18 protein-coding genes are annotated in these 18028 nt (G+C 49.2%); 10 read left to right on the top strand and 8 right to left on the bottom strand.

All coding sequences use genetic code 11. The features are described 5' to 3' along the window. Positions 1–57 precede the first annotated feature (57 nt). The 7 genes from AC2CG4_RS18990 to AC2CG4_RS18960 form a co-directional block, all read right to left on the bottom strand. The gene (locus AC2CG4_RS18990) at positions 58–1224 is read right to left on the bottom strand and encodes a DUF5924 family protein (protein WP_484487764.1); all 1167 of its coding nucleotides are present in this window, start codon (positions 1222–1224) and stop codon (positions 58–60) included. Positions 1225–1807: 583 nt separating this feature from the next. Then, complete coding sequence (locus AC2CG4_RS18985; protein ID WP_484487763.1) at positions 1808–2824, bottom strand: alpha-L-glutamate ligase-like protein; 1017 nt, start codon at positions 2822–2824, stop codon at positions 1808–1810. After that, a complete protein-coding gene (locus tag AC2CG4_RS18980; RefSeq protein ID WP_484487762.1) occupies positions 2824–4389 on the bottom strand; it encodes an inactive transglutaminase family protein in 1566 nt (521 codons plus the stop codon). The genes AC2CG4_RS18985 and AC2CG4_RS18980 overlap by 1 nt, the downstream gene beginning before the upstream one ends. Positions 4390–4456: 67 nt before the next feature. Then, positions 4457–5278, bottom strand: coding sequence for an ATP-dependent zinc protease family protein (locus AC2CG4_RS18975; RefSeq protein WP_484487761.1), 822 nt, complete (start codon positions 5276–5278; stop codon positions 4457–4459). Between the two features lie 118 nt (positions 5279–5396). Continuing rightward, positions 5397–6281: a lysophospholipid acyltransferase family protein gene (locus AC2CG4_RS18970; RefSeq protein ID WP_484487760.1), complete on the bottom strand. Its 885-nt coding sequence runs from the start codon at positions 6279–6281 to the stop codon at positions 5397–5399. Between the two features lie 206 nt (positions 6282–6487). Further along, on the bottom strand, positions 6488–7054 hold the full coding sequence (locus AC2CG4_RS18965) for a CBS domain-containing protein (protein ID WP_484487759.1): 567 nt from the start codon (positions 7052–7054) through the stop codon (positions 6488–6490). Between the two features lie 215 nt (positions 7055–7269). After that, entirely contained in the window at positions 7270–7815 is a 546-nt protein-coding gene (locus tag AC2CG4_RS18960) for a cytochrome b (RefSeq protein ID WP_484487758.1), read from the bottom strand. A gap of 157 nt (positions 7816–7972) precedes the next feature. Here AC2CG4_RS18960 and AC2CG4_RS18955 point away from each other — a divergent pair, with 157 nt between their 5' ends. From AC2CG4_RS18955 to AC2CG4_RS18930, 6 genes are all read left to right on the top strand, one after another. Beyond that, complete coding sequence (locus tag AC2CG4_RS18955; protein ID WP_484487757.1) at positions 7973–8656, top strand: hypothetical protein; 684 nt, start codon at positions 7973–7975, stop codon at positions 8654–8656. A gap of 437 nt (positions 8657–9093) precedes the next feature. Next, entirely contained in the window at positions 9094–9786 is a 693-nt protein-coding gene (locus tag AC2CG4_RS18950; RefSeq protein ID WP_484487756.1) for a PEP-CTERM sorting domain-containing protein, read from the top strand. 153 nt (positions 9787–9939) lie between these two features. Further along, the gene (gene glyQ / locus AC2CG4_RS18945; RefSeq protein WP_484487755.1) at positions 9940–10917 is read left to right on the top strand and encodes a glycine--tRNA ligase subunit alpha; all 978 of its coding nucleotides are present in this window, start codon (positions 9940–9942) and stop codon (positions 10915–10917) included. Next, positions 10917–13037, top strand: coding sequence for a glycine--tRNA ligase subunit beta (gene glyS / locus AC2CG4_RS18940; protein ID WP_484487754.1), 2121 nt, complete (start codon positions 10917–10919; stop codon positions 13035–13037). The genes glyQ and glyS overlap by 1 nt, the downstream gene beginning before the upstream one ends. A gap of 152 nt (positions 13038–13189) precedes the next feature. Beyond that, on the top strand, positions 13190–13765 hold the full coding sequence (gene gmhB / locus AC2CG4_RS18935) for a D-glycero-beta-D-manno-heptose 1,7-bisphosphate 7-phosphatase (RefSeq protein WP_484487753.1): 576 nt from the start codon (positions 13190–13192) through the stop codon (positions 13763–13765). A 24-nt stretch (positions 13766–13789) separates the two neighbouring features. Then, complete coding sequence (locus AC2CG4_RS18930) at positions 13790–14524, top strand: lysophospholipid acyltransferase family protein (RefSeq protein WP_484487752.1); 735 nt, start codon at positions 13790–13792, stop codon at positions 14522–14524. A 22-nt stretch (positions 14525–14546) separates the two neighbouring features. Here AC2CG4_RS18930 and AC2CG4_RS18925 read toward each other — a convergent pair whose 3' ends face one another. Beyond that, positions 14547–15473 carry a LysR family transcriptional regulator gene (locus tag AC2CG4_RS18925; protein WP_484487751.1) on the bottom strand — a complete coding sequence of 309 codons (927 nt, stop codon included), beginning with the start codon at positions 15471–15473 and terminating at the stop codon, positions 14547–14549. A gap of 188 nt (positions 15474–15661) precedes the next feature. Between AC2CG4_RS18925 and AC2CG4_RS18920 the strand changes: the two genes are divergently transcribed. From AC2CG4_RS18920 to AC2CG4_RS18905, 4 genes are all read left to right on the top strand, one after another. Then, positions 15662–15928, top strand: a complete 267-nt coding sequence (locus AC2CG4_RS18920; protein ID WP_484487750.1) for a hypothetical protein — start codon at positions 15662–15664, stop codon at positions 15926–15928. A 63-nt stretch (positions 15929–15991) separates the two neighbouring features. Then, positions 15992–16384 carry a DUF4398 domain-containing protein gene (locus tag AC2CG4_RS18915; RefSeq protein ID WP_484487749.1) on the top strand — a complete coding sequence of 131 codons (393 nt, stop codon included), beginning with the start codon at positions 15992–15994 and terminating at the stop codon, positions 16382–16384. 46 nt (positions 16385–16430) lie between these two features. Then, positions 16431–17357 (top strand): OmpA family protein, encoded by a 927-nt coding sequence (locus tag AC2CG4_RS18910; RefSeq protein WP_484487748.1) that lies wholly within the window; start codon positions 16431–16433, stop codon positions 17355–17357. A gap of 91 nt (positions 17358–17448) precedes the next feature. Continuing rightward, complete coding sequence (locus AC2CG4_RS18905; protein WP_484487747.1) at positions 17449–17988, top strand: outer membrane beta-barrel protein; 540 nt, start codon at positions 17449–17451, stop codon at positions 17986–17988. The last annotated feature ends 40 nt before the right edge of the window (positions 17989–18028 follow it).

Raw genomic sequence — 18028 nt, 5'->3', positions numbered from 1 at the left:
CATTATAGGCGCAGAGGGGCAATTAGCTCCAAATAATCCCCGCGCTAATATCCCGGGTTATTCCTTCTGGCCGGTCATTTCTAACAATTGCTCTTTCATTAGGCTGTCAGGTGTAGCACTTGCAGGTGCAGCAGGCTTCATAGTTGCTGATGATTCCGCTGACGAAGGCATTGATTCATCGGGTTGCGCTGCGGTATCTGTAGCTGCAACGACATTGAAACGCAGTACACCAATTAGCTGATTCGCTTCGGTCATCACATGAATTTGCCAGCGGCCTAGCGAATGTTTGGGAAAATTGACCTTGTGCGACCAGGCGCGATAACCGGCTTGCCGCCCGCCATTAATCTCCAGCGCCACCTTATCAATCGGTTGACCGTTTAATGTCCAGACATGATAAATCCGCTCCCGCAATCCACGCGGAGCATGAATGGCAGTGTAGGCATATAAACCGGCTTGCAGTTGTTGTTCAGTGATATTTTTCAGCGAATTTTCGGGTGCGCGTCTTTCGCTATCAACATGCTGGGTAATGGCCACTTCCGTTAACCACAAAGTGGCTGGAGGCACCCACGGGCGTATCGCCAAAGCAAAAATTGTAACCACAGCGCCTAACACGATAATCGCCAACATACGCTGCCACCAGCGCCACGGAATTTCACTCGCCACACTGGGCAAGGTGATGGTTAAGGCAATCGCCAGCGACCAGATATAACTCTTCCATGTAGGCAACTGAAAAATAATCGGCAGCGCGGTGAGCAACACAGCAAATAAAGTAATCCCGTGAAAACTGAAATAGAGCCAGCGGCGGGGCGCGAGCCAGCGGAAATACAGGGGGTCAATAATCGAAATAAATGCACTTACCAGTAATAGACCAGTAAATACCACCTGCCCACTGTTCCAGGACGTAGTGATAAAAAAGAAGGGGATAATAAAAAACAGGCTTTCTTGATGCACTATTTGCGCGAAAAAATTCAGCACCGGTGGCGGTAATTGCACGCCAAACCAACGCGCGAAATAGTTGCGCAACACCTTCTCTAAGGTTAACCAGCACCAGCTGGCGAGCATCAGGATCGCAATAATCTGGGCGATTTCTTCTTTGCGTTCTACCAGAAAAAAACTGGCCAAGCCCGAACAAAACCCAAACAGCGGTATCGCCCAGGGGAAACGCTCGGTTATCGCCACAATACGTGGCACCCAGCCTTTCAGCGTATTAACCATAGCAATCATATGCGGGTATTTCCTACGCCATCCATTATTAGATGATGCAGGATACCCTTGTGGCAGAAGTGATTATGTTTGTTGGAGCGCATAGCGCCCTATATTTTTAGCGACATTGTTATGCCGTTAATGCTCACGCCCTGCATCACAATGCTTGTCAACCGCGGCGAGCGCCAATCCGCCAACAAACAGCAACACCAAAACTGATACCAACGATACAGTCGCGATAATGCCAGAAATGACCATAGTCCTATCTCCGTCTGATTTAGTACACCGGTTATCGGTGCTCTCAGAGATAGATTGCGCGCTTTACAGCGCTGGCGCTTGATCCGGGTCAAACAATATCGGTCGCGTTTAATTCAATAAATGTGCATTTGATCCAACGCAAAAAAAACCGGGCAGTGCCCGGTTTTTATCGCTCTCCATTTATTAATGTTCGCGTGTCGGTGCCAGACGCTTCTCAAGTAGCGAAAGCACAACGCCAGCTAGAATGAAAAGTGCAAAAGCACCCATTAACAAACCAGGCCCAATAACTGCTGATGTAGACATATTGTTTACTCCGTTTAGTTTTACTAATTAAGAATGCAGCAGATTACAAACCATCTGCTGTAAAAGTTTTCATCGCATAATCTACCCGCTGCTCGGCGGTGCGGTGCATGCGCGGTTTGAGCGATTCCACATGGCGCAGGCGCGGCAGCAGGCCGCGGCCATTGGCGACTTGAATGGCCAAACCTGGGCGGGCATTGAGTTCTAACAACTGGGCGCCGCGCACCTTGTCCAATACCAGATCGGTGCCGATGTAGCCCAATCCGGTCATTTCGTAGCATTTAGACGCAAGTAGCAGCCAGTTGCGCCAATCGGCGATCTGAATCTCATTGAGCGCGCGTTTGGTATCCGGGTGATGGGTGACTGGCTTGGAGTGCTGCACCGCTTTGAGTGCGCGGCCGGTGGCTATATCCAAACCCACACCTACAGCGCCCTGATGCAGGTTGGCTTTGCCGTCAGACTTATGGGTCGCGAGGCGCAGCATGGCCATCACCGGATAGCCTTTGAAGATGATAATGCGGATATCTGGCACACCTTCGTAGGAGTAGTCCTTGAAGTAGTCATCGAACTGGATCAGGTCTTCAACGATTACCACATCAGGTTTACCGCCCAACGAATAGAGCCCCGCGAGGGCGTTGGTCATATGGCGTTTGATATCGTCGATGGTGATTTCTGCACCCGAAGATTTGATGAACTTATCGCCCTTGCGCCCGATAATCACCAAAATTCCCTTGCCACCAGAGCCCTTGGCGGGTTTAACCGCAAAGGCATCCAGCTCCATCAACTTATTTTCGATATTCGCAATTTCATGTTGCACATGCACCACAAAGAATAGCTTTGGGGTGGCGACTTCATACTCTTCTGCCAGTAATTTGGTTTTGAGTTTGTTATCCACCAAGGGAAACAAACTGCGCGGATTGTAAGCGGCGATAAAATCGTGGTTACGGCAGTTCATCCCAAGAATGCCCATACTTTTCAAACGCCAGGGACTAACCCATGAGTTCCACCAGCGTTTAATACCGGTGGGGGCCGGAGTTGCTACAGCAGTAGAGGGCGCAGTCATTAATCGGCTCCCTTGCTGGTGTCGTTCAACTTGCCAACATTAGCGTTATCCACCATGGCGCGGAAACGACGTAACTCGGAAAGTTTGTAGCCGGTGTATTGCCCCATCAACATAATCAGCGCCAGCGCAACCAGGTTGAGCTCAGGGAAGTTAAAAGTCAGGTGCCCAACCAGCGAGAATTGCATCAGGGTGTAGGCGAGTATCGCCACCAGCAAGCTGCCGCCGCCCTGCACCATGACTTCTTTGGGGCCTTCTTCCTCCCAGAGGATAGACATACGCTCAATCGTCCAGGCAATGATAATCATCGGGAAGAAGGTGATGGTCATACCGGTGTTAAAGCCCATTTGGTAACCGACCAGGCTGAGCGCCGAGATGATAAAAATAACCAGCACGACCAGAGTTGCAATACGCGAAATCAGCAGCAGGTTGAGCCGCGAGAGATAGGTGCGCAACACCAAGCCCATAGCGACTACTGAGACAAAACTCACCACCCCCAATACCAATGACGTTTGCAAAAACGCCATGGCGATCAAAATGGGCATAAAGGTACCCGAAGTTTTGAGGCCAATAATGATGCGCATAAACACCACCACCAACGCACCGATTGGCAAGAGCAACAACAACTTGAACATGCTCTGCTCTTCAATCGGCAGATGCTGGATACTCAAAACACTAAATACACTCTCTTTATATTGGGCTTTGATTAGATCCAGTGCCGGTACAGTTTGGTGAATCATCGAAAACCTCACCCGGGAGCGGTTGCCGCCCGCCACATCCAGAATCGATTCGCCGCCGGTATGCCAGAGCAACAAGTTTTCCGGTACGCCCTGCTCCCCGGTATAGGGGTTAAACAACACCCATTGTTCGCCATTAAAGACCTGCACCAACCGGGTCAGACTTTGGTGACGTCGGGCATCTTCCAAATACAAACCCAGCGCCGGACGGGCGGGTATACCGGCTTGGTTGATGAGTTTTTCCAGCAAAATGGACTTTTCGGTTTGTGCCGAGAGGAGCAGCGCCGAATTTTGATCCAGGGTTTCCGAGTTAAACAGTTTGATCAACTCACGCGCCAAACTTTGCGGAGTACTGGATTTGGCATAAGCGGTATCTAACACCTGCTGCGCGGCGGTCTCCTGTGAGGGGCCGTCCCAATCGACATGAGCGGGTTTGGGTACCTCAAAAGGTGCAGGCGCAGAGCCAGTGGAATCCACTTCAATAAACTGGGTTTTGTAGTAAATCGTCTGGGCACCCAGCGCTTCTCGCTTGGACCACTCGCCGCGACGCACTCCATTTTCACTCACCACCGAATAGCCATAACCGGGCGCTGCAGCCTGCTCGATAAAACTGCGGTAACCGGGTGGATCATCGGGCAGACCCAAGCGCGCGGTGACAGGCTCACCGGTGGCATCAAAATCGATGCGCGCTTCGATCAGCCACACCGGTTTTTGCACACCGGGGGTAAAGGGAATTTCCATTTGGTGATGGCGCATCCAGGCAGTAGTCAACCCGACCACCACCAGTAAGCCGATGACGACGTAAAAGGGAGCGCGTGAAGTTTTTTTCATGAAGGTGTTCCTTGAGGGCAGGACATATAACGCCAGCATTCAAGGCTGGCGTTAATGTTGAACAATATTATTTTTTGCTGGAGGCGGCGCTGGAACTGGTGGCAGCTTCTTCAACCCGCTGCAGAGGCGCAAGATAATTCTCGCTGACGTCCACCAACATCACATCACGCAGCAAATTGCGGCCAATCAGAATGGGGAATTCGGAGGTGCTGCGATCCTTTAATACAAATTCACCGCGCTGCGAAAGTTTGCCAATCGTAAAGCGAATTTCCACTACCGGACGGCGATCGGGCGTTGCATTGGACGTCTGCACCGTTTGGAAGCGCAGGCGTTTGCGCTCCAGTACATGGGGTTCGTTGGTGTCTGGGTTGTAAATCGTAAAACGCACCCACTCTTCGCCATTGCGCTCAAACATTTGGATATTGCGCGCGTCGATAACCGAATTGGCCACACCAGTGCTAATCCGCGCCTGCATCACCATATTTAAACCGGCAATCAAGGCTTGCTCGCGCAGACCGACGATTTGTTTGTCGGTCATCGGCTGCGCATTAAATTGATTTTTTTTGCTTTTGGCTGAGGGGGCGGGTGGGCATTTCGCTTGGGTAATAACACGCTCGATCACTTGTGGCTTAGCTTCAATCGCCTGTTGCTGCGCGACTAACTGCTGCTGCACTTGTTGCAACTGCTGCAGAATATCGGCTTGTTGCTGGCTGAGCTGCTGACCTTGCTCTTGATGCTTGGCGATACAGGCATTGGCATCGCTCAATTCGGACTGGGTTTGCAGCAGGGCTTTTTGTTGCGTACAGGCGCTTAGTGATGCCAGCGCCATACTTGTCAAAACCAAAGTACGCAGAGCGCGGCTGGTCATTAAAACAGATTTCTTATTCATCACAACAACCGGAAATTTGGAAGAAAGGGTTATAAAAAAACAGTGGTCTAATTGTAGCCGCTGAAGTTTGTTAACACATCCTTGCACACAGATTTAACTGGCGTCCTGATTCAAACCATTATTTAAATTGATAGCGTTTGGGATATTCCGGCGGCAGGCGCCGAAAGCGCTTGTACTCCCACTGATACTGGGCGGGCGCGCGTCGCACACAGGCGGCAACACTCTCGTTCAAACCGGCAACTGCAGTTGCCTGATCTTCGCTGTAAATAGCCACATCGGCCTCTAACACTACCATTTTAAAACCGCCGCTGACCCGCTCGGCATAACAGGAACAGACCGCGCACCCGGTGCGCTGCGCCAAACCATGCACCAGCGTCATGGTTAAGGCTGGCTGCCCCATAAAAGGTGCGATTTCAATGCCCGCATCGCGCCCCGGAACCTGGTCGGGCAGTATGCCTACAATCGTGCCGCCCTGCAGCGCCTTGAACAGCATCATCACCCCTTTGCGATTGGTGGGCGCCATAGTGATGTTCAGTTTACTGCGCCCGGCCAGCACCAACTCATCCATCTTGGGGTTATCGAGCGGTTGATACATAGCGGTGAGATTGGCGATGCTCGCCAGATAGGGTGCAACTACTTCCCAATTGCCGTGATGCGGCGCCAGCACCAACACCCCTTTCCCCTCGGCCAATTTTGCGCGCAGGATTTCATCGCCTTCCAGCGCGACAATTTTGCCCTGCAACCAAGGCCAGGAGTTGCGCCAAATAGCTCCGGCTTCCATCGCCGTTTTGGCAGTTTCACGCAGGCTTTGACGGGCGAGACGGGTTTGATCAGCAACGGAAAGTTCAGGAAAACAGAGCGCGATATTTTCGCGCGTGACCTTGGCGGCGCGGCCATTGAGCAGCCACATCATTGAACCAATCAGGTAGCCCAATGCCCGCAACGCCCCCAATGGCAGGAGCGCCAGCAGTTTAAAAATAAGGGGAGCCAAGTGGTCTTTCATGAAACCTGCGCCAGTACAACAAAAAGTGCGCGCAGCTTACCGGAAATCGGTTACTAACTGAATGAGTGTGTTGCAATTCACATAAGGATTTGGTGCGGCTAGCCCCCTTGGGAATCGGGCGCGGAGCCAAGGAGCTAGGGGGGATTTAAGGGTTGAAGAGCGAATCCCCCCTAGCCCCCTTTTTCAAAGGGGTGAATCCACTTGATTTAATGCGCCTTTACCGCAGTAAAAATATCCACAAAAGTCAGCTCTTTTTCGATCTCAATTGGCGTATGTAAACGGCGGGCGATCTCCCGTGCCGACACAATACCGCGAATATGATGGGCATCTTTATCGACCACCAACAGATAGGTCTGATGAGACTTTTTCATGGTGGAGACCAAATCCGCTACCGTCGCCGATTTAAGCTGATCGTATTCAATCGCGCGAATACTGGCGCGGGCATGCATTAAATCGCGCACCAACAACTCATCGCGTTTGATGTGCAGCGCCATTTGTTTGAGCAGCATATTGTGATCCGCCAGATCATCCGTACCGATCACACCGATGAACTCTTTTTTGTCATCGACCACCAGCTTGGTAGTGACATCCTCCGCCAGCATCATCTCCAATGCTTCAGTCGCCTCGAGATGGCTATCGACCATATGCGGCTTGTGGCTGCGGAAATCGGTGAAAATCGCCAGTGCGGGGGTATTAGCCTGCACATCGCTAAACTCTTCTGGCTGTACCAAATGGTCATTCGCCGCTAACGCAAACACACTTAAATTTTTCATAACAAACCCCATGACAATAGTTGTGATCCAGGGGGGTGGCGACCGAATTATCGGCCACTTCACTCGCGCTGTGATTACAACATAGGCCTGTGCCGGCTGGATTAAAACCCACCCAAACCGGCTTTTACGCTGGATTTACTCAGTGTTTACGTGGGCTTTACTCGGCGCGTAAAACGGCCGTAACAACGCACTAATTCGGCGCTCGGCGCAGGCGGTTAGCGCCCCAACATGCGCAAAAGGGTGCGGTCTTTATCGAGCCAGTGATGCTTAAGTGCACCAGCAAGGTGAAGGGTAATTGCGACTACCAACACATATCCCAACCACTCATGGGTAAACTCACCCAGCTCTGCCAAGCCGGCATGGATAGGTTCGGTCTGACCGGTTGCCGGATTCTTGTTTCCCGCCACCATCACCCAGCCAAATACCTTGATGCCCCAGCCCCCCAGACCGGAATACATCATGCCCGAGATTGGCATCAACACTGTGCCGACAATCAATACCCAATGAGTAACCTGCGCCAACCGATGCTCCAACGCTGGATAACCACGCACTGGCACCGGCCAACCGTTTTTAACCCGCCACCAAACTCGCACCAGCACCACAAAAAAAATCAGCACACCAAAGGATTTATGCCAGTCGTACAGCGGGTAGTACTCGTTAATTGACATATAAAAACCTACACCCAACATGGCGATAATGCTGAGCGCTATCACCCAGTGCAGGGCGATGGTAAGGGGGCTGAATTTTTGTGGGGTATCCATAGGGTTTCCTCGAGGGTCTAGGCGAATTGTCGCTTATATCTTTTTTGTCGCGGTCGCTACTCTACTCGATTGCTCTGTTATATTGCCAACCCTGCCTTGGCGCAGTTTATAAACCACTAACACTAGATTATTTTCATGGAAAAAACGGAGTTTTAGAATGCTTAAAAAAATAGCTACAAGCATTGCACTGATTTGCCTGTTCAGTGCACCAGCCACACAAGCTTTGCCCATCGTCCAAGCAGATGCGTTTAGTGCAGGCGATAACAAGGCGGTGCTGGAAACATCTACCGGATTGGTGTGGATGGATTTTGGGGTGAATCAACACCAAACCTATAGTGAAATTGGTGCTTCGTTACACACGACGTATAGCGGTTGGCGTTTTGCCACAATTGCAGAAATAGATCACTTATGGACAAGTTTGTTTGAAGAACTGCCTGAGTGGAATCGGATTAGCCAAGATTTTGGGGCGTTAGGTACCACTGAGCATGACGATTATTTCAACAGCATCACAGACGTTTTTGGCGTCAGTACCTATGCTGGAGTTTCTCAGATCACAGATACATTTGGTAACGTGCTGGACTCTTGGCTCAATAAATTAATATTTGCTCCATTTGGTGATGGAGGTAGTGTGACTGGATTGATTCGACTTGCAATACCTTACGATGACATCCATCGAAATGAAGCTATTTACTTCACGAAGACCGGATATGACATCTCTTACGGCGCGGGCGCAATGCTGGTAAAGGATACAGGCGTGCCTGTTACTGAACCGACTAGCCTTATGCTGCTAATACTGGGGATGTTGACGCTGGTTGTGCGCGCAGCCGGTCTACGCCGCTGATTAAATAGCGCATCGTCTAATGGCGATGCGCTCCTCTTCTGTTTTGATCTTCACAAGATTAAGTCGCTACAACTGCCAATTCTGCGCCATCTCCCGCTATAATCCCCGCATTCTTCTATCATCAATTCCTACTGACCACATTTAACCGATTAGGTCTACCATGTCTGAAAAACGTTATGACGTAAGCACTTTTCAGGGTTTGATTCTCGCCCTACAAGCTTACTGAGCGCGATCACCTAGTGCAGAGCGATGGTGACGGGGCTGAATTTTGTGGGGTATCCATAAGGCTTCCTCGATAAGTGGGAGCAAATGACGCTTATATCTTTTTTGACGCCCCCGTTAATCTATTCGTTTGTTCTGATATATTGCAAACCCTGCCGAAAAGCAGCCCCTCAACTAACTGCAATAACAATTAATTTTTAAAACGGAGTTTTAGAATGCTTAAAAAAATATCCACAAGCATTGCACTGTTTACTTTATTTTTAGCGAGCACCACACAAGCCTTGCCCATCGTCCAAGCAGATGCGTTTAGTGCAGGCGATAACAAGGCGGTGCTGGAAACATCTACTGGATTGGTGTGGATGGATTTTGGTATCACCAATGGCAAAAGCTTGCTCGAAGTAGAAAGCGAACTCTCTACCACCTATGCAGGATGGCGCCTAGCCACTGAAAGCGAAGTGAAGCATTTGGCGAGTGATTTATTCACTAGCCTGCCAGGCTGGAACACAAATGAATATGGTTCAGGTTGGGGTGGAACCAGTAACTATGACGGTAATTTTCTTACGGATATATTCACTATTTGGGGCTATAGCGCTACCGATAACTATTGGTATTTTGATAGCACCGGTGCAATACAGGATCGCCCCGTAGTCTGGAGCCAAAGTCGTTTCAGACGCGATGACGGCCAAGTTGCCGAGCTCTATTTTGGGGAATCGTCAGATACCGGTGAAGGCACCCAAACTGGAACCGTTGTTCTTGCCGGTGAGTATATCTCTTGGTTCGACTATGACTCTTATCCCACACTGGGAACTCTGTTAGTCAAATCATCAGTTTCTGAGCCTGCCTCTGGGTTGTTGTTCATACTTGCCTTGATGGGATTATTCATACGCCAGCGCCGCTCAGTCTTCTAAAGTGTTGAAATAGCCAACACACCGTGCAATGCGGTGTGTTTTGGTAGATTGTTCCCGCGAATACCTGCCACTCACCCGCTTTCTCCCGTTATAATCCCCCGCATTTTTCTATCGTCAATTCCTACTGACCACCTTTAACCGATTAGGTCTACCATGTCTGAAAAACGTTATGACGTAAGCACTTTTCAGGGTTTGATTCTCGCCCTGCAAGATTATTGGGCGCGCCAAGGCTGCGTGATTCTGCAACCACTCGACCTCGAAGTCGGCGCCGGTACTTTTCACCCGGCCACTTTCCTGCGCGCCATTGGCCCGGAAACCTGGAATGCTGCGTATGTGCAGCCCTGCCGTCGCCCCAAAGACGGCCGCTACGGTGAAAACCCCAACCGCTTGCAACACTACTATCAATTTCAGGTAGCGCTCAAACCATCGCCCTCCAATATTCAAGAACTCTATTTGGGTTCGCTACGCGAGATGGGTATAGACACCCTGGTGCACGACGTCCGTTTCGTTGAAGACAACTGGGAATCGCCAACCTTGGGCGCTTGGGGTCTGGGTTGGGAAGTGTGGCTCAACGGTATGGAAGTAACGCAATTTACTTATTTCCAACAAGTCGGCGGTTTGGAATGTTTCCCGGTTACCGGTGAGATCACCTACGGTATCGAGCGTATCGCTATGTACCTGCAGGGTGTGGATTCGATATTCGACTTGGTCTGGACGATTAATCCCAACGGCGACAAGGTCACCTACGGCGATGTGTTCCACCAAAACGAAGTGGAGCAATCCACCTACAACTTTGAAGAAGCCGACACCAACTTCCTGTTTACCAGTTTCGATTTCTACGAAAGTGAGAGCCAGCGCTTAATGGAAAAAAACCTGCCGCTGCCTGCATACGAAATGGTGATGAAAGCCTCGCACGCGTTTAACTTGCTCGATGCGCGCCACGCAATTTCCGTTACCGAGCGCCAGCGTTTTATTTTGCGTGTACGCACTCTGTCCCGCGCTGTTGCCCAGGCCTATTACGATAGCCGCAAAAACCTCGGCTTCCCGCTTGCACCTGAAGCCCTGCGAAACGAACTTTTGATTTCAAGTGCCGCTGAAGGCTCTGTTGCTGCTGTTGCGGAGGAAAAATAATGTCTGCTGATTTTTTAGTTGAGTTGGGTACGGAAGAGTTACCACCCAAAGCGTTAAAAAACTTGATGGCCTCTTTTGCCGAGACCATCGAAAATAATCTGAAAGCGGCGGAATTATCCTTTACCGCAATCAAACCTTTTGCTGCACCGCGCCGTTTAGCAGTACTGGTAGAAAATCTCGCCAGCGAAACACCATCAAAAGAATTAGTTGTGTGGGGTCCGCCAGCGTCCATAGCGTTTGATAAAGATGGCCAGCCGACTAAAGCGGCACTCGCATTCGCCGAAAAAAATGGCATCGCCGCGAGTGAACTAAAAGCTGAAAACGATGGCAAAGCCGACAAGCTAGTCGCGCGTATTACCAGCGAAGGCAAAAAAACGGTCGCTTTGTTGGAAGCAATAGTGACTGACGCACTCGCTAAGTTGCCGATTGCCAAGCGCATGAAGTGGGGCGCAAAACGCGAAGAATTTGTGCGCCCAGTGCATTGGTTAGTGATGCTGTTTGGCAGCGATGTAATAGATGCAAATATTTTAGGTTTAAGCGCTGGCCGCACCACTCGTGGTCATCGTTTTCACTACAACAACGCGATTGACCTCGACAACGCGAGCGACTACGCCAGCGTACTAAAAGACACCGGTTATGTGGTGGCCGATTTCGCAGAGCGCAGCGCAACTATTAAAACGCAGGTAGAAGCCGAAGCGAAAAAAGTGGGCGGTGTGGCAGTGATTGATGCCGACTTACTCGACGAAGTTACCGCGCTGGTTGAATGGCCGGTGGCGCTGACCGGAAAATTTGAAGAGCGTTTCCTCGCTGTTCCTTCTGAGGCGCTGATCGCGTCGATGAAAGAACACCAAAAATATTTCCATGTGGTGGATGCCAACGGCAAGTTGAAAAACAACTTTATCACCGTGGCCAATATTCAAAGCAAAGATGCAGCGCAAATTATCGACGGCAACGAGCGGGTAATTCGCCCACGTTTGTCGGACGCCGCGTTCTTTTTTGAAACCGATAAAAAAACCACGCTTGCATCATTGCGCGAGCGTTTAAAAACTATCGTGTTCCAAGCGCAACTCGGCACCATCTTTGATAAAACCGAACGTGTTGCCGGTTTAGCAAAATTAATCGCTGATCAACTTTCTTCAAAAGAAGAAGTCGTAAAAGATATGTTATTAAGCAGGCAGACGCTTTCTGACAACGCTGTGCGCGCCGCTGAGTTGTGCAAATCGGATCTGGTCACCAACATGGTGGGCGAGTTTGACGATATGCAAGGTATCGCTGGTTATTACTATGCAATTAACGATGGCGAAAACGCCGAAGTGGCGGCGGCGATGAACGAGCAATATATGCCGCGTTTTGCCGGTGACCAATTACCGCAGACCATGACCGGCACTATTATCGCGCTCGCTGACCGCCTCGATACCATCACCGGTATTTTTGGCATCGGCCAACAGCCAACTGGCTCAAAAGATCCGTTTGCACTGCGCCGCGCCAGCATCGCGGTTCTGCGTTTGTTGGTGGAAAAAAATCTTGCCCTCGATTTGCGCGACTTATTAACTTTTGCAAAAAGCCAACACACCAATCTCACCGTTGGTGATGAATTAGTCGAGCAGGTTTTGGCTTATATGCTTGAACGTTTCCGCGCATTTTTTGAAGATGCAAATATCCCCGCTGAAGTTTTCCAATCGGTAACGGCAAAACAATTGTCACAACCTTTGGATATCAATCAGCGTGTACTTGCGGTAAACGAATTCAGCAAGTTGCCGCAAGCACAGGCATTAGCTGCGGCGAACAAACGTGTATCCAATATTCTCGCCAAACAAAATGCCGCGCCGAGCGCCGAGGTCAATACTGCATTGTTGCAAGAAGATGCAGAAAAAGCCTTGGCAGCTGCAGTGAGTGCAAAAGCAGCTGTAGTCGCACCGCTGTTTGCCGCACGCGAATACACCAAAGCACTTGCTGCACTCGCCGATTTGCAACATCCGGTCGATTCGTTTTTTGACGGTGTGATGGTGATGTGTGAAGACCCAGCGCTGCAACAAAATCGCTTGGCGTTATTGCAACAACTGCGCGGGTTGTTTTTGGAAGTAGCAGATATTTCTTATCTGGTGCCAGCGAAAAATTAAATCCAACCCCCACCCCTAGCCGGGCGCCCCAACCCTCCCCTTAATAAAAGGGAGGGAGCTTGAGGCACTTCTCCATGAAAACGGAGAGGGATCGGCTCCTCCCCCCTGGTAAGGGGGAGGCTGGGAGGGGGTAAATCTCCCTTGAGAGCAAAATGAAACTAATTATTCTTGACCGCGATGGTGTGATTAATCACGACCGCGATGACTATGTAAAAAGCGCCGACGAATGCATTCCGATTGCCGGTAGCATCGATGCGATTGTGCGCTTGAACAAAGCGGGCTTTACGGTGGTGATCGCCACTAACCAAGCGGGGCTAGCCAAAGGCAAATTTGAGTTGGAAGACCTGGAAGCCATGCACGAAAAAATTACCCGGCGTGTGGAAGAAAGCGGCGGTGAGCTCGGCGGTATTTTTTACTGCCCACATCACCCCGACGACAATTGCAAATGCCGCAAACCCAAACCCGGGTTGCTGGATGCTATTGAAGCCGAGTTTAATACCTCAGTAGAAAGCTGTTATTTTATTGGCGATAGCCTGCGTGATTTGCAAGCTGCCGTACAAAAAGGCTGTAAACCTTTGCTGGTAAAAACTGGCAATGGCGTGCGCACCCTGGCGCAATTAACAGTTCCCAGTTTTCAAACCACCCCACCCATTATCGATGCCGATCAAGTACAGGTATTTGATAACCTTGCTGCCGCCGCCGATTTTATTCTCGCCACCACTCACTGATAACTCCAGCTAACAGGAATTAACGTGCTCAAACTTCGCAGTCTTGTTTTCAGTATTGGTTACAACATTACCAGCGCCATCGCCGGTTTGGTTGCCGTGATTATCTGGCCTATTTTTCCCTACAGCTGGCGCTGGCGTGTAGTGACTTGCTGGAACCGTTTTGTGATGTTCTGGCTTTGGTTATGTTGCGGTATACGTTTTGAAATTACGGGCAACAAACACGCAGACAAATTTCCCTGTGTGATTATGGCCAAACACCAAAGCACTTGGGAAACCATGTTCCTGCAATATTATTTTGGCCCGGTCAGCACCATCCTTAAAAAAGAATTATTTCGCATCCCATTTTTCGGTTGGGGTTTGGCAAGTTTGCGCCCAATCGCAATAGATCGCAGCAGCCCTATGCAAGCGTTAAAAGAAATTAAAAAAATTGGCCTGCGCCGTTTGCAGCAGGGCAATAATTTGATGATCTTTCCCGAGGGCACCCGCACACCGGTTGGCCAAGTTGGCAATTATGCCCGCAGCGGTGCCGACATCGCCATCAGCGCCGGTGTTCCGGTTATCGCCGTCGCCCACAATGCCGGCGAATGTTGGCCGCACAGACAATTTCTCAAATACCCCGGCACCATTCGCGTAGTGATTAGCGAACCTTTTAACACCGAAGGTAAAGACCGCAAAGAATTAACCGAAGAAGTTAAAAACTGGATTGAAGGTGAAATTGCGAAAATGCCACCGGCGCGCAAAGATGCCGTCAAGTCATAACAACTAAGTTGTGGACAAACAATCAAGCAGCATCATCTAACAAGATTTGTTTCAATGCCGGGCCAAGCGCGCTGGTGATAACTTTAATCCGCATAGCATTGCGCAATTCTTGATGCGTCAACACCCACAGCGGTGTACGCAGTTCATCTATGCAATCACTTAATGGTTGAATTTCCGGGCAAGTTCGTTCAAGAAAAGCCGGTAGGAGCGCAATGCCCAAACCGGCTTTTACCATTGAAAGTGCGTGCCCAAAATTATCTACCCGCAAACACACATTTGTATCAGGCACATTCCGGTGCAGCCAGCGGTCAAATTTTAAATGCTGGGAATCACGTTCAAAACTAATCCAACGACGCTGTTCAATCAGTTCTGCTATTGGGCTGGGTGCAGGGGTAAACCCCACCCGTTTAAGGCCATAGATTTTAAAGGAGAGCTTGGCCAGCTGCCGGCCAACCAACCAGTCGGGCACTGTGTCGGTTATACGAATGGCAACATCCGCATCGCGCCGCGCCAGACTCAATAGATCACGGGAAGCGGCCAGCTCGATTTGTACATCGGGAAAAGCGCTGGCAAATTGCGCCAATAAAGGCGGTAGCAAATAATCAATCAATAAACCCACCGTGGTCACCCGCACATGCCCGGACGGGTGCATGTCTTGCCCCAGCACCCGCAACTCCGCCTCACGTGCAACAGGCGCAAATTCTTCAGCAGCTGTGACTATCTCTTCACCCGCCTGCGTCAGGGTGTATTGGCCACGCTCACGATCAAACAAACGAGTGCCCAAGCGCGTCTCAATTGCCGCCAACTTCCGCAATAAAGTCGCATGGGTCACCGCCAAGGCAACAGAGGCCTTGGCTAACTGCCCGTGTTGACTCACTACCCAAATAGTGTGGAAATCACTCCAACTTAGCCTTGTTCTACCACCCGCATCTTCCGGTCGTTTTTTCACCAGCCTCTCCTCTGAGCCTCACCATCTACACACATTAACATTTTTGTTAATTGAAATTATAAAAATTGCATTTTGATTATATTAATTGAAAACGTAGGATGCAATCCAACGACTCCTCAACTAACTGCGAACCAGTAAGACAAGGAGTTAATTTTGATCTGAATAGTGACTGCTGAAGAGAGGCAAATATGAACCTAGCAACTCAAAACAATAATGCGTTGATGAAAGTAGGCAAAGAGGCTCTCGACGAACTGATTCGACGCATAGAGGACATTGACAGCAACTATTGTCGCGTTTCCGAAAAAATGGGGCAGCTCTATATGCGCGCTGATGAATTCGAAATTGAAACCATTACTGCGTTACTGGATAAACCCATGCGCAATGCATCCTTTAACAAACTGACGTTTGATGCGCTTTTGGAAGAATTAAAAATGGTGCGTAACCGCTATATCTAGCAGCGCACGGCAAACCCAAGCAAGTCCGATTACACAATGTTTTATCACTTCTGGAGATTGTTTATGAAAAAGGTTTTTTCCGACAGGATCAAGTCATTGAGTGGCAAGTCACTCATTATTGGCGCCAGCTTATTTTTGGCTGCTGGCTGCACCTCATCCAAAATTGTGGTGCCTACAACAGCACTTACCACCGCAAAAGAGGCACTGTTAAATGCCCAACAATCGGACATCGTTCGTGTAGCGCCGCTTGAAATTCGCATCGCACAAGAGCGGTTGGAGAGTGCACACGAGGCTTATCGCAATAATGATTACGCGGCAGCTGACCGGCTCGCACAAGAATCACTCTTAAGTGTGCAATTAGCAGAAGCTAAAACAAAAAAAGACAAAACCATCACATCAAAAAATGATTTGCAAGACACAGTGACTGTTTTAAAGAAAGAGATAAGCAGGGAATAACCTGGATATAAATAGCACTACTCTTAAAATTTAAATCGGAGTTTTTATGAAGACACACATGAACTACCCTAAAAAAATGCTTTTTATTTCTTCATTGGCAAGCGTTCTTTTGCTGACAGCTTGTGCCAATGTCACCAAACAAAAAACTGCTATGGATGAAGTTAATGATGATTTTAATCAATTAAACACCAATACAGTGGCGCAACAATTAGTGCCGGTTGCTATTTATGATGCACAAAAAGCCGTGAGCAACGCCAACAAGGCAATAGAAACCAAAGCGCCAGTTGGTGTGCAAAATCACTTGCTTTTTGTGGCCGATAAAAAAATTAAACTCGCTTTGATCGCACTGGAAACCAAACAGGTAGAACAGGAGCAAGACGCACTGGTTAAAGAACGCGAAAAAGCCTTATTAGCAGCAAAGGTGATGGAACTGACCCAACTGAGAGGTGAAGCTCGCGCCGCCAAATTAGCCACGCTTGAACGCGACGAGGCATTGAAAAAAACCCAAGCCGAACTGTCCAACAAAGAAGCTCTACTTGCAGCCAGCAGTGCAAAAAACGCGGAAGCGGAAACAAAGTTGCAAAATCTGGAAGCGCGCATGGCGGGTTTGGAAACTCAACGTACTTCACGCGGTTTAGTGGCGACTCTTGGCGGCGTTTTCTTTGACAGCGGCAAGGCTACTCTGCATGCAGGTGTGGCGCGTAACTTGGACCCTGTTGTTGAAGCTCTACAAGCATATCCAGAATTAACTATTTCAATTGAAGGTCACACCGACAGCACGGGTAATGATGCTTTTAATCAGTCTTTATCGGCTAACCGCGCGCAGTCCGTAAAAAATATGCTGGTCAGTAAAGGGATTGATGCGGCACGTATCACTACCCAAGGGTTAGGGAGTGCTTATCCGGTTACAACTAATGAGACCGAAGCGGGACGCCAACGTAATCGCCGTGTTGAGGTAGTGTTTAACAATTAAAACAAAACTCAAAGCTATTTATTGTTAGGTCGATTGTCCGGGTGGCCAGCAGGCCATCCGACACAAAAAAAGGTTTATAAAAGGTTATTTTATGAAAAAAATCATCAAACCATGTTTGCTTTTTTCGGCGATGGCATTTCCTGTCGGTGTAATGGCTGCTGATGTTAACTATGATTATGAGCCAACGCCTTTTGAAGAAGTGTCTATCTCAGATTTTTATATTGGTGGTAGTTACGGTAATACCCTTGCGCGTCTTGATGATACAAAAGATAAGGGCTGGCAAGCTTTTACCGGTGTTACTCTATGGCGTACTCTGGGCGTAGAGTTGGGTCATGTTAAATTTGGTGAATTGAGCCATGCGGGTGAAGCGGCTGATTTGTCATCGACCTATGCACGCTTAACGCTTAACATTCCTTTAGGTAATCAATTTTATTTCGCAGCTAACGGTGGTTGGCAGGCGTGGGAAGCTGATGCCAATGAAAAGAATGCTGATGGAGATGATAAAACCTTTGGTGTTGGCCTGAATTATCGCTTTGAACACAACCTTATACTTCGTGTTGGCGCGCAACGTTATTTTATGAATGAAGAAAAAGTTGATTTTAACTCGGTTGGTGTAGCGGTGTATTTTTAAAAATTGATACGTTTTATTGAAAAAACCCGGTGCACATACA

The sequence above is a fragment of the Cellvibrio sp. ATLC23 genome, assembly GCF_057196725.1.
The sequence above is the reverse complement of the archived record's forward strand: the minus strand, read 5'-3'. Positions and strand labels throughout refer to the sequence as shown.

Bases quoted from the DNA above. Each gene is read 5' to 3' on its own strand.
- AC2CG4_RS18990 (WP_484487764.1), bottom strand. From the start codon at position 1,224: ATGATTGCTATGGTTAATACGCTGAAAGGCTGGGTGCCACGTATTGTG.
- AC2CG4_RS18985 (WP_484487763.1), bottom strand. From the start codon at position 2,824: ATGACTGCGCCCTCTACTGCTGTAGCAACTCCGGCCCCCACCGGTATT.
- AC2CG4_RS18980 (WP_484487762.1), bottom strand. From the start codon at position 4,389: ATGAAAAAAACTTCACGCGCTCCCTTTTACGTCGTCATCGGCTTACTG.
- AC2CG4_RS18975 (WP_484487761.1), bottom strand. From the start codon at position 5,278: ATGAATAAGAAATCTGTTTTAATGACCAGCCGCGCTCTGCGTACTTTG.
- AC2CG4_RS18970 (WP_484487760.1), bottom strand. From the start codon at position 6,281: ATGAAAGACCACTTGGCTCCCCTTATTTTTAAACTGCTGGCGCTCCTG.
- AC2CG4_RS18965 (WP_484487759.1), bottom strand. From the start codon at position 7,054: ATGAAAAATTTAAGTGTGTTTGCGTTAGCGGCGAATGACCATTTGGTA.
- AC2CG4_RS18960 (WP_484487758.1), bottom strand. From the start codon at position 7,815: ATGGATACCCCACAAAAATTCAGCCCCCTTACCATCGCCCTGCACTGG.
- AC2CG4_RS18955 (WP_484487757.1), top strand. From the start codon at position 7,973: ATGCTTAAAAAAATAGCTACAAGCATTGCACTGATTTGCCTGTTCAGT.
- AC2CG4_RS18950 (WP_484487756.1), top strand. From the start codon at position 9,094: ATGCTTAAAAAAATATCCACAAGCATTGCACTGTTTACTTTATTTTTA.
- glyQ (WP_484487755.1), top strand. From the start codon at position 9,940: ATGTCTGAAAAACGTTATGACGTAAGCACTTTTCAGGGTTTGATTCTC.
- glyS (WP_484487754.1), top strand. From the start codon at position 10,917: ATGTCTGCTGATTTTTTAGTTGAGTTGGGTACGGAAGAGTTACCACCC.
- gmhB (WP_484487753.1), top strand. From the start codon at position 13,190: ATGAAACTAATTATTCTTGACCGCGATGGTGTGATTAATCACGACCGC.
- AC2CG4_RS18920 (WP_484487750.1), top strand. From the start codon at position 15,662: ATGAACCTAGCAACTCAAAACAATAATGCGTTGATGAAAGTAGGCAAA.
- AC2CG4_RS18915 (WP_484487749.1), top strand. From the start codon at position 15,992: ATGAAAAAGGTTTTTTCCGACAGGATCAAGTCATTGAGTGGCAAGTCA.
- AC2CG4_RS18910 (WP_484487748.1), top strand. From the start codon at position 16,431: ATGAAGACACACATGAACTACCCTAAAAAAATGCTTTTTATTTCTTCA.
- AC2CG4_RS18905 (WP_484487747.1), top strand. From the start codon at position 17,449: ATGAAAAAAATCATCAAACCATGTTTGCTTTTTTCGGCGATGGCATTT.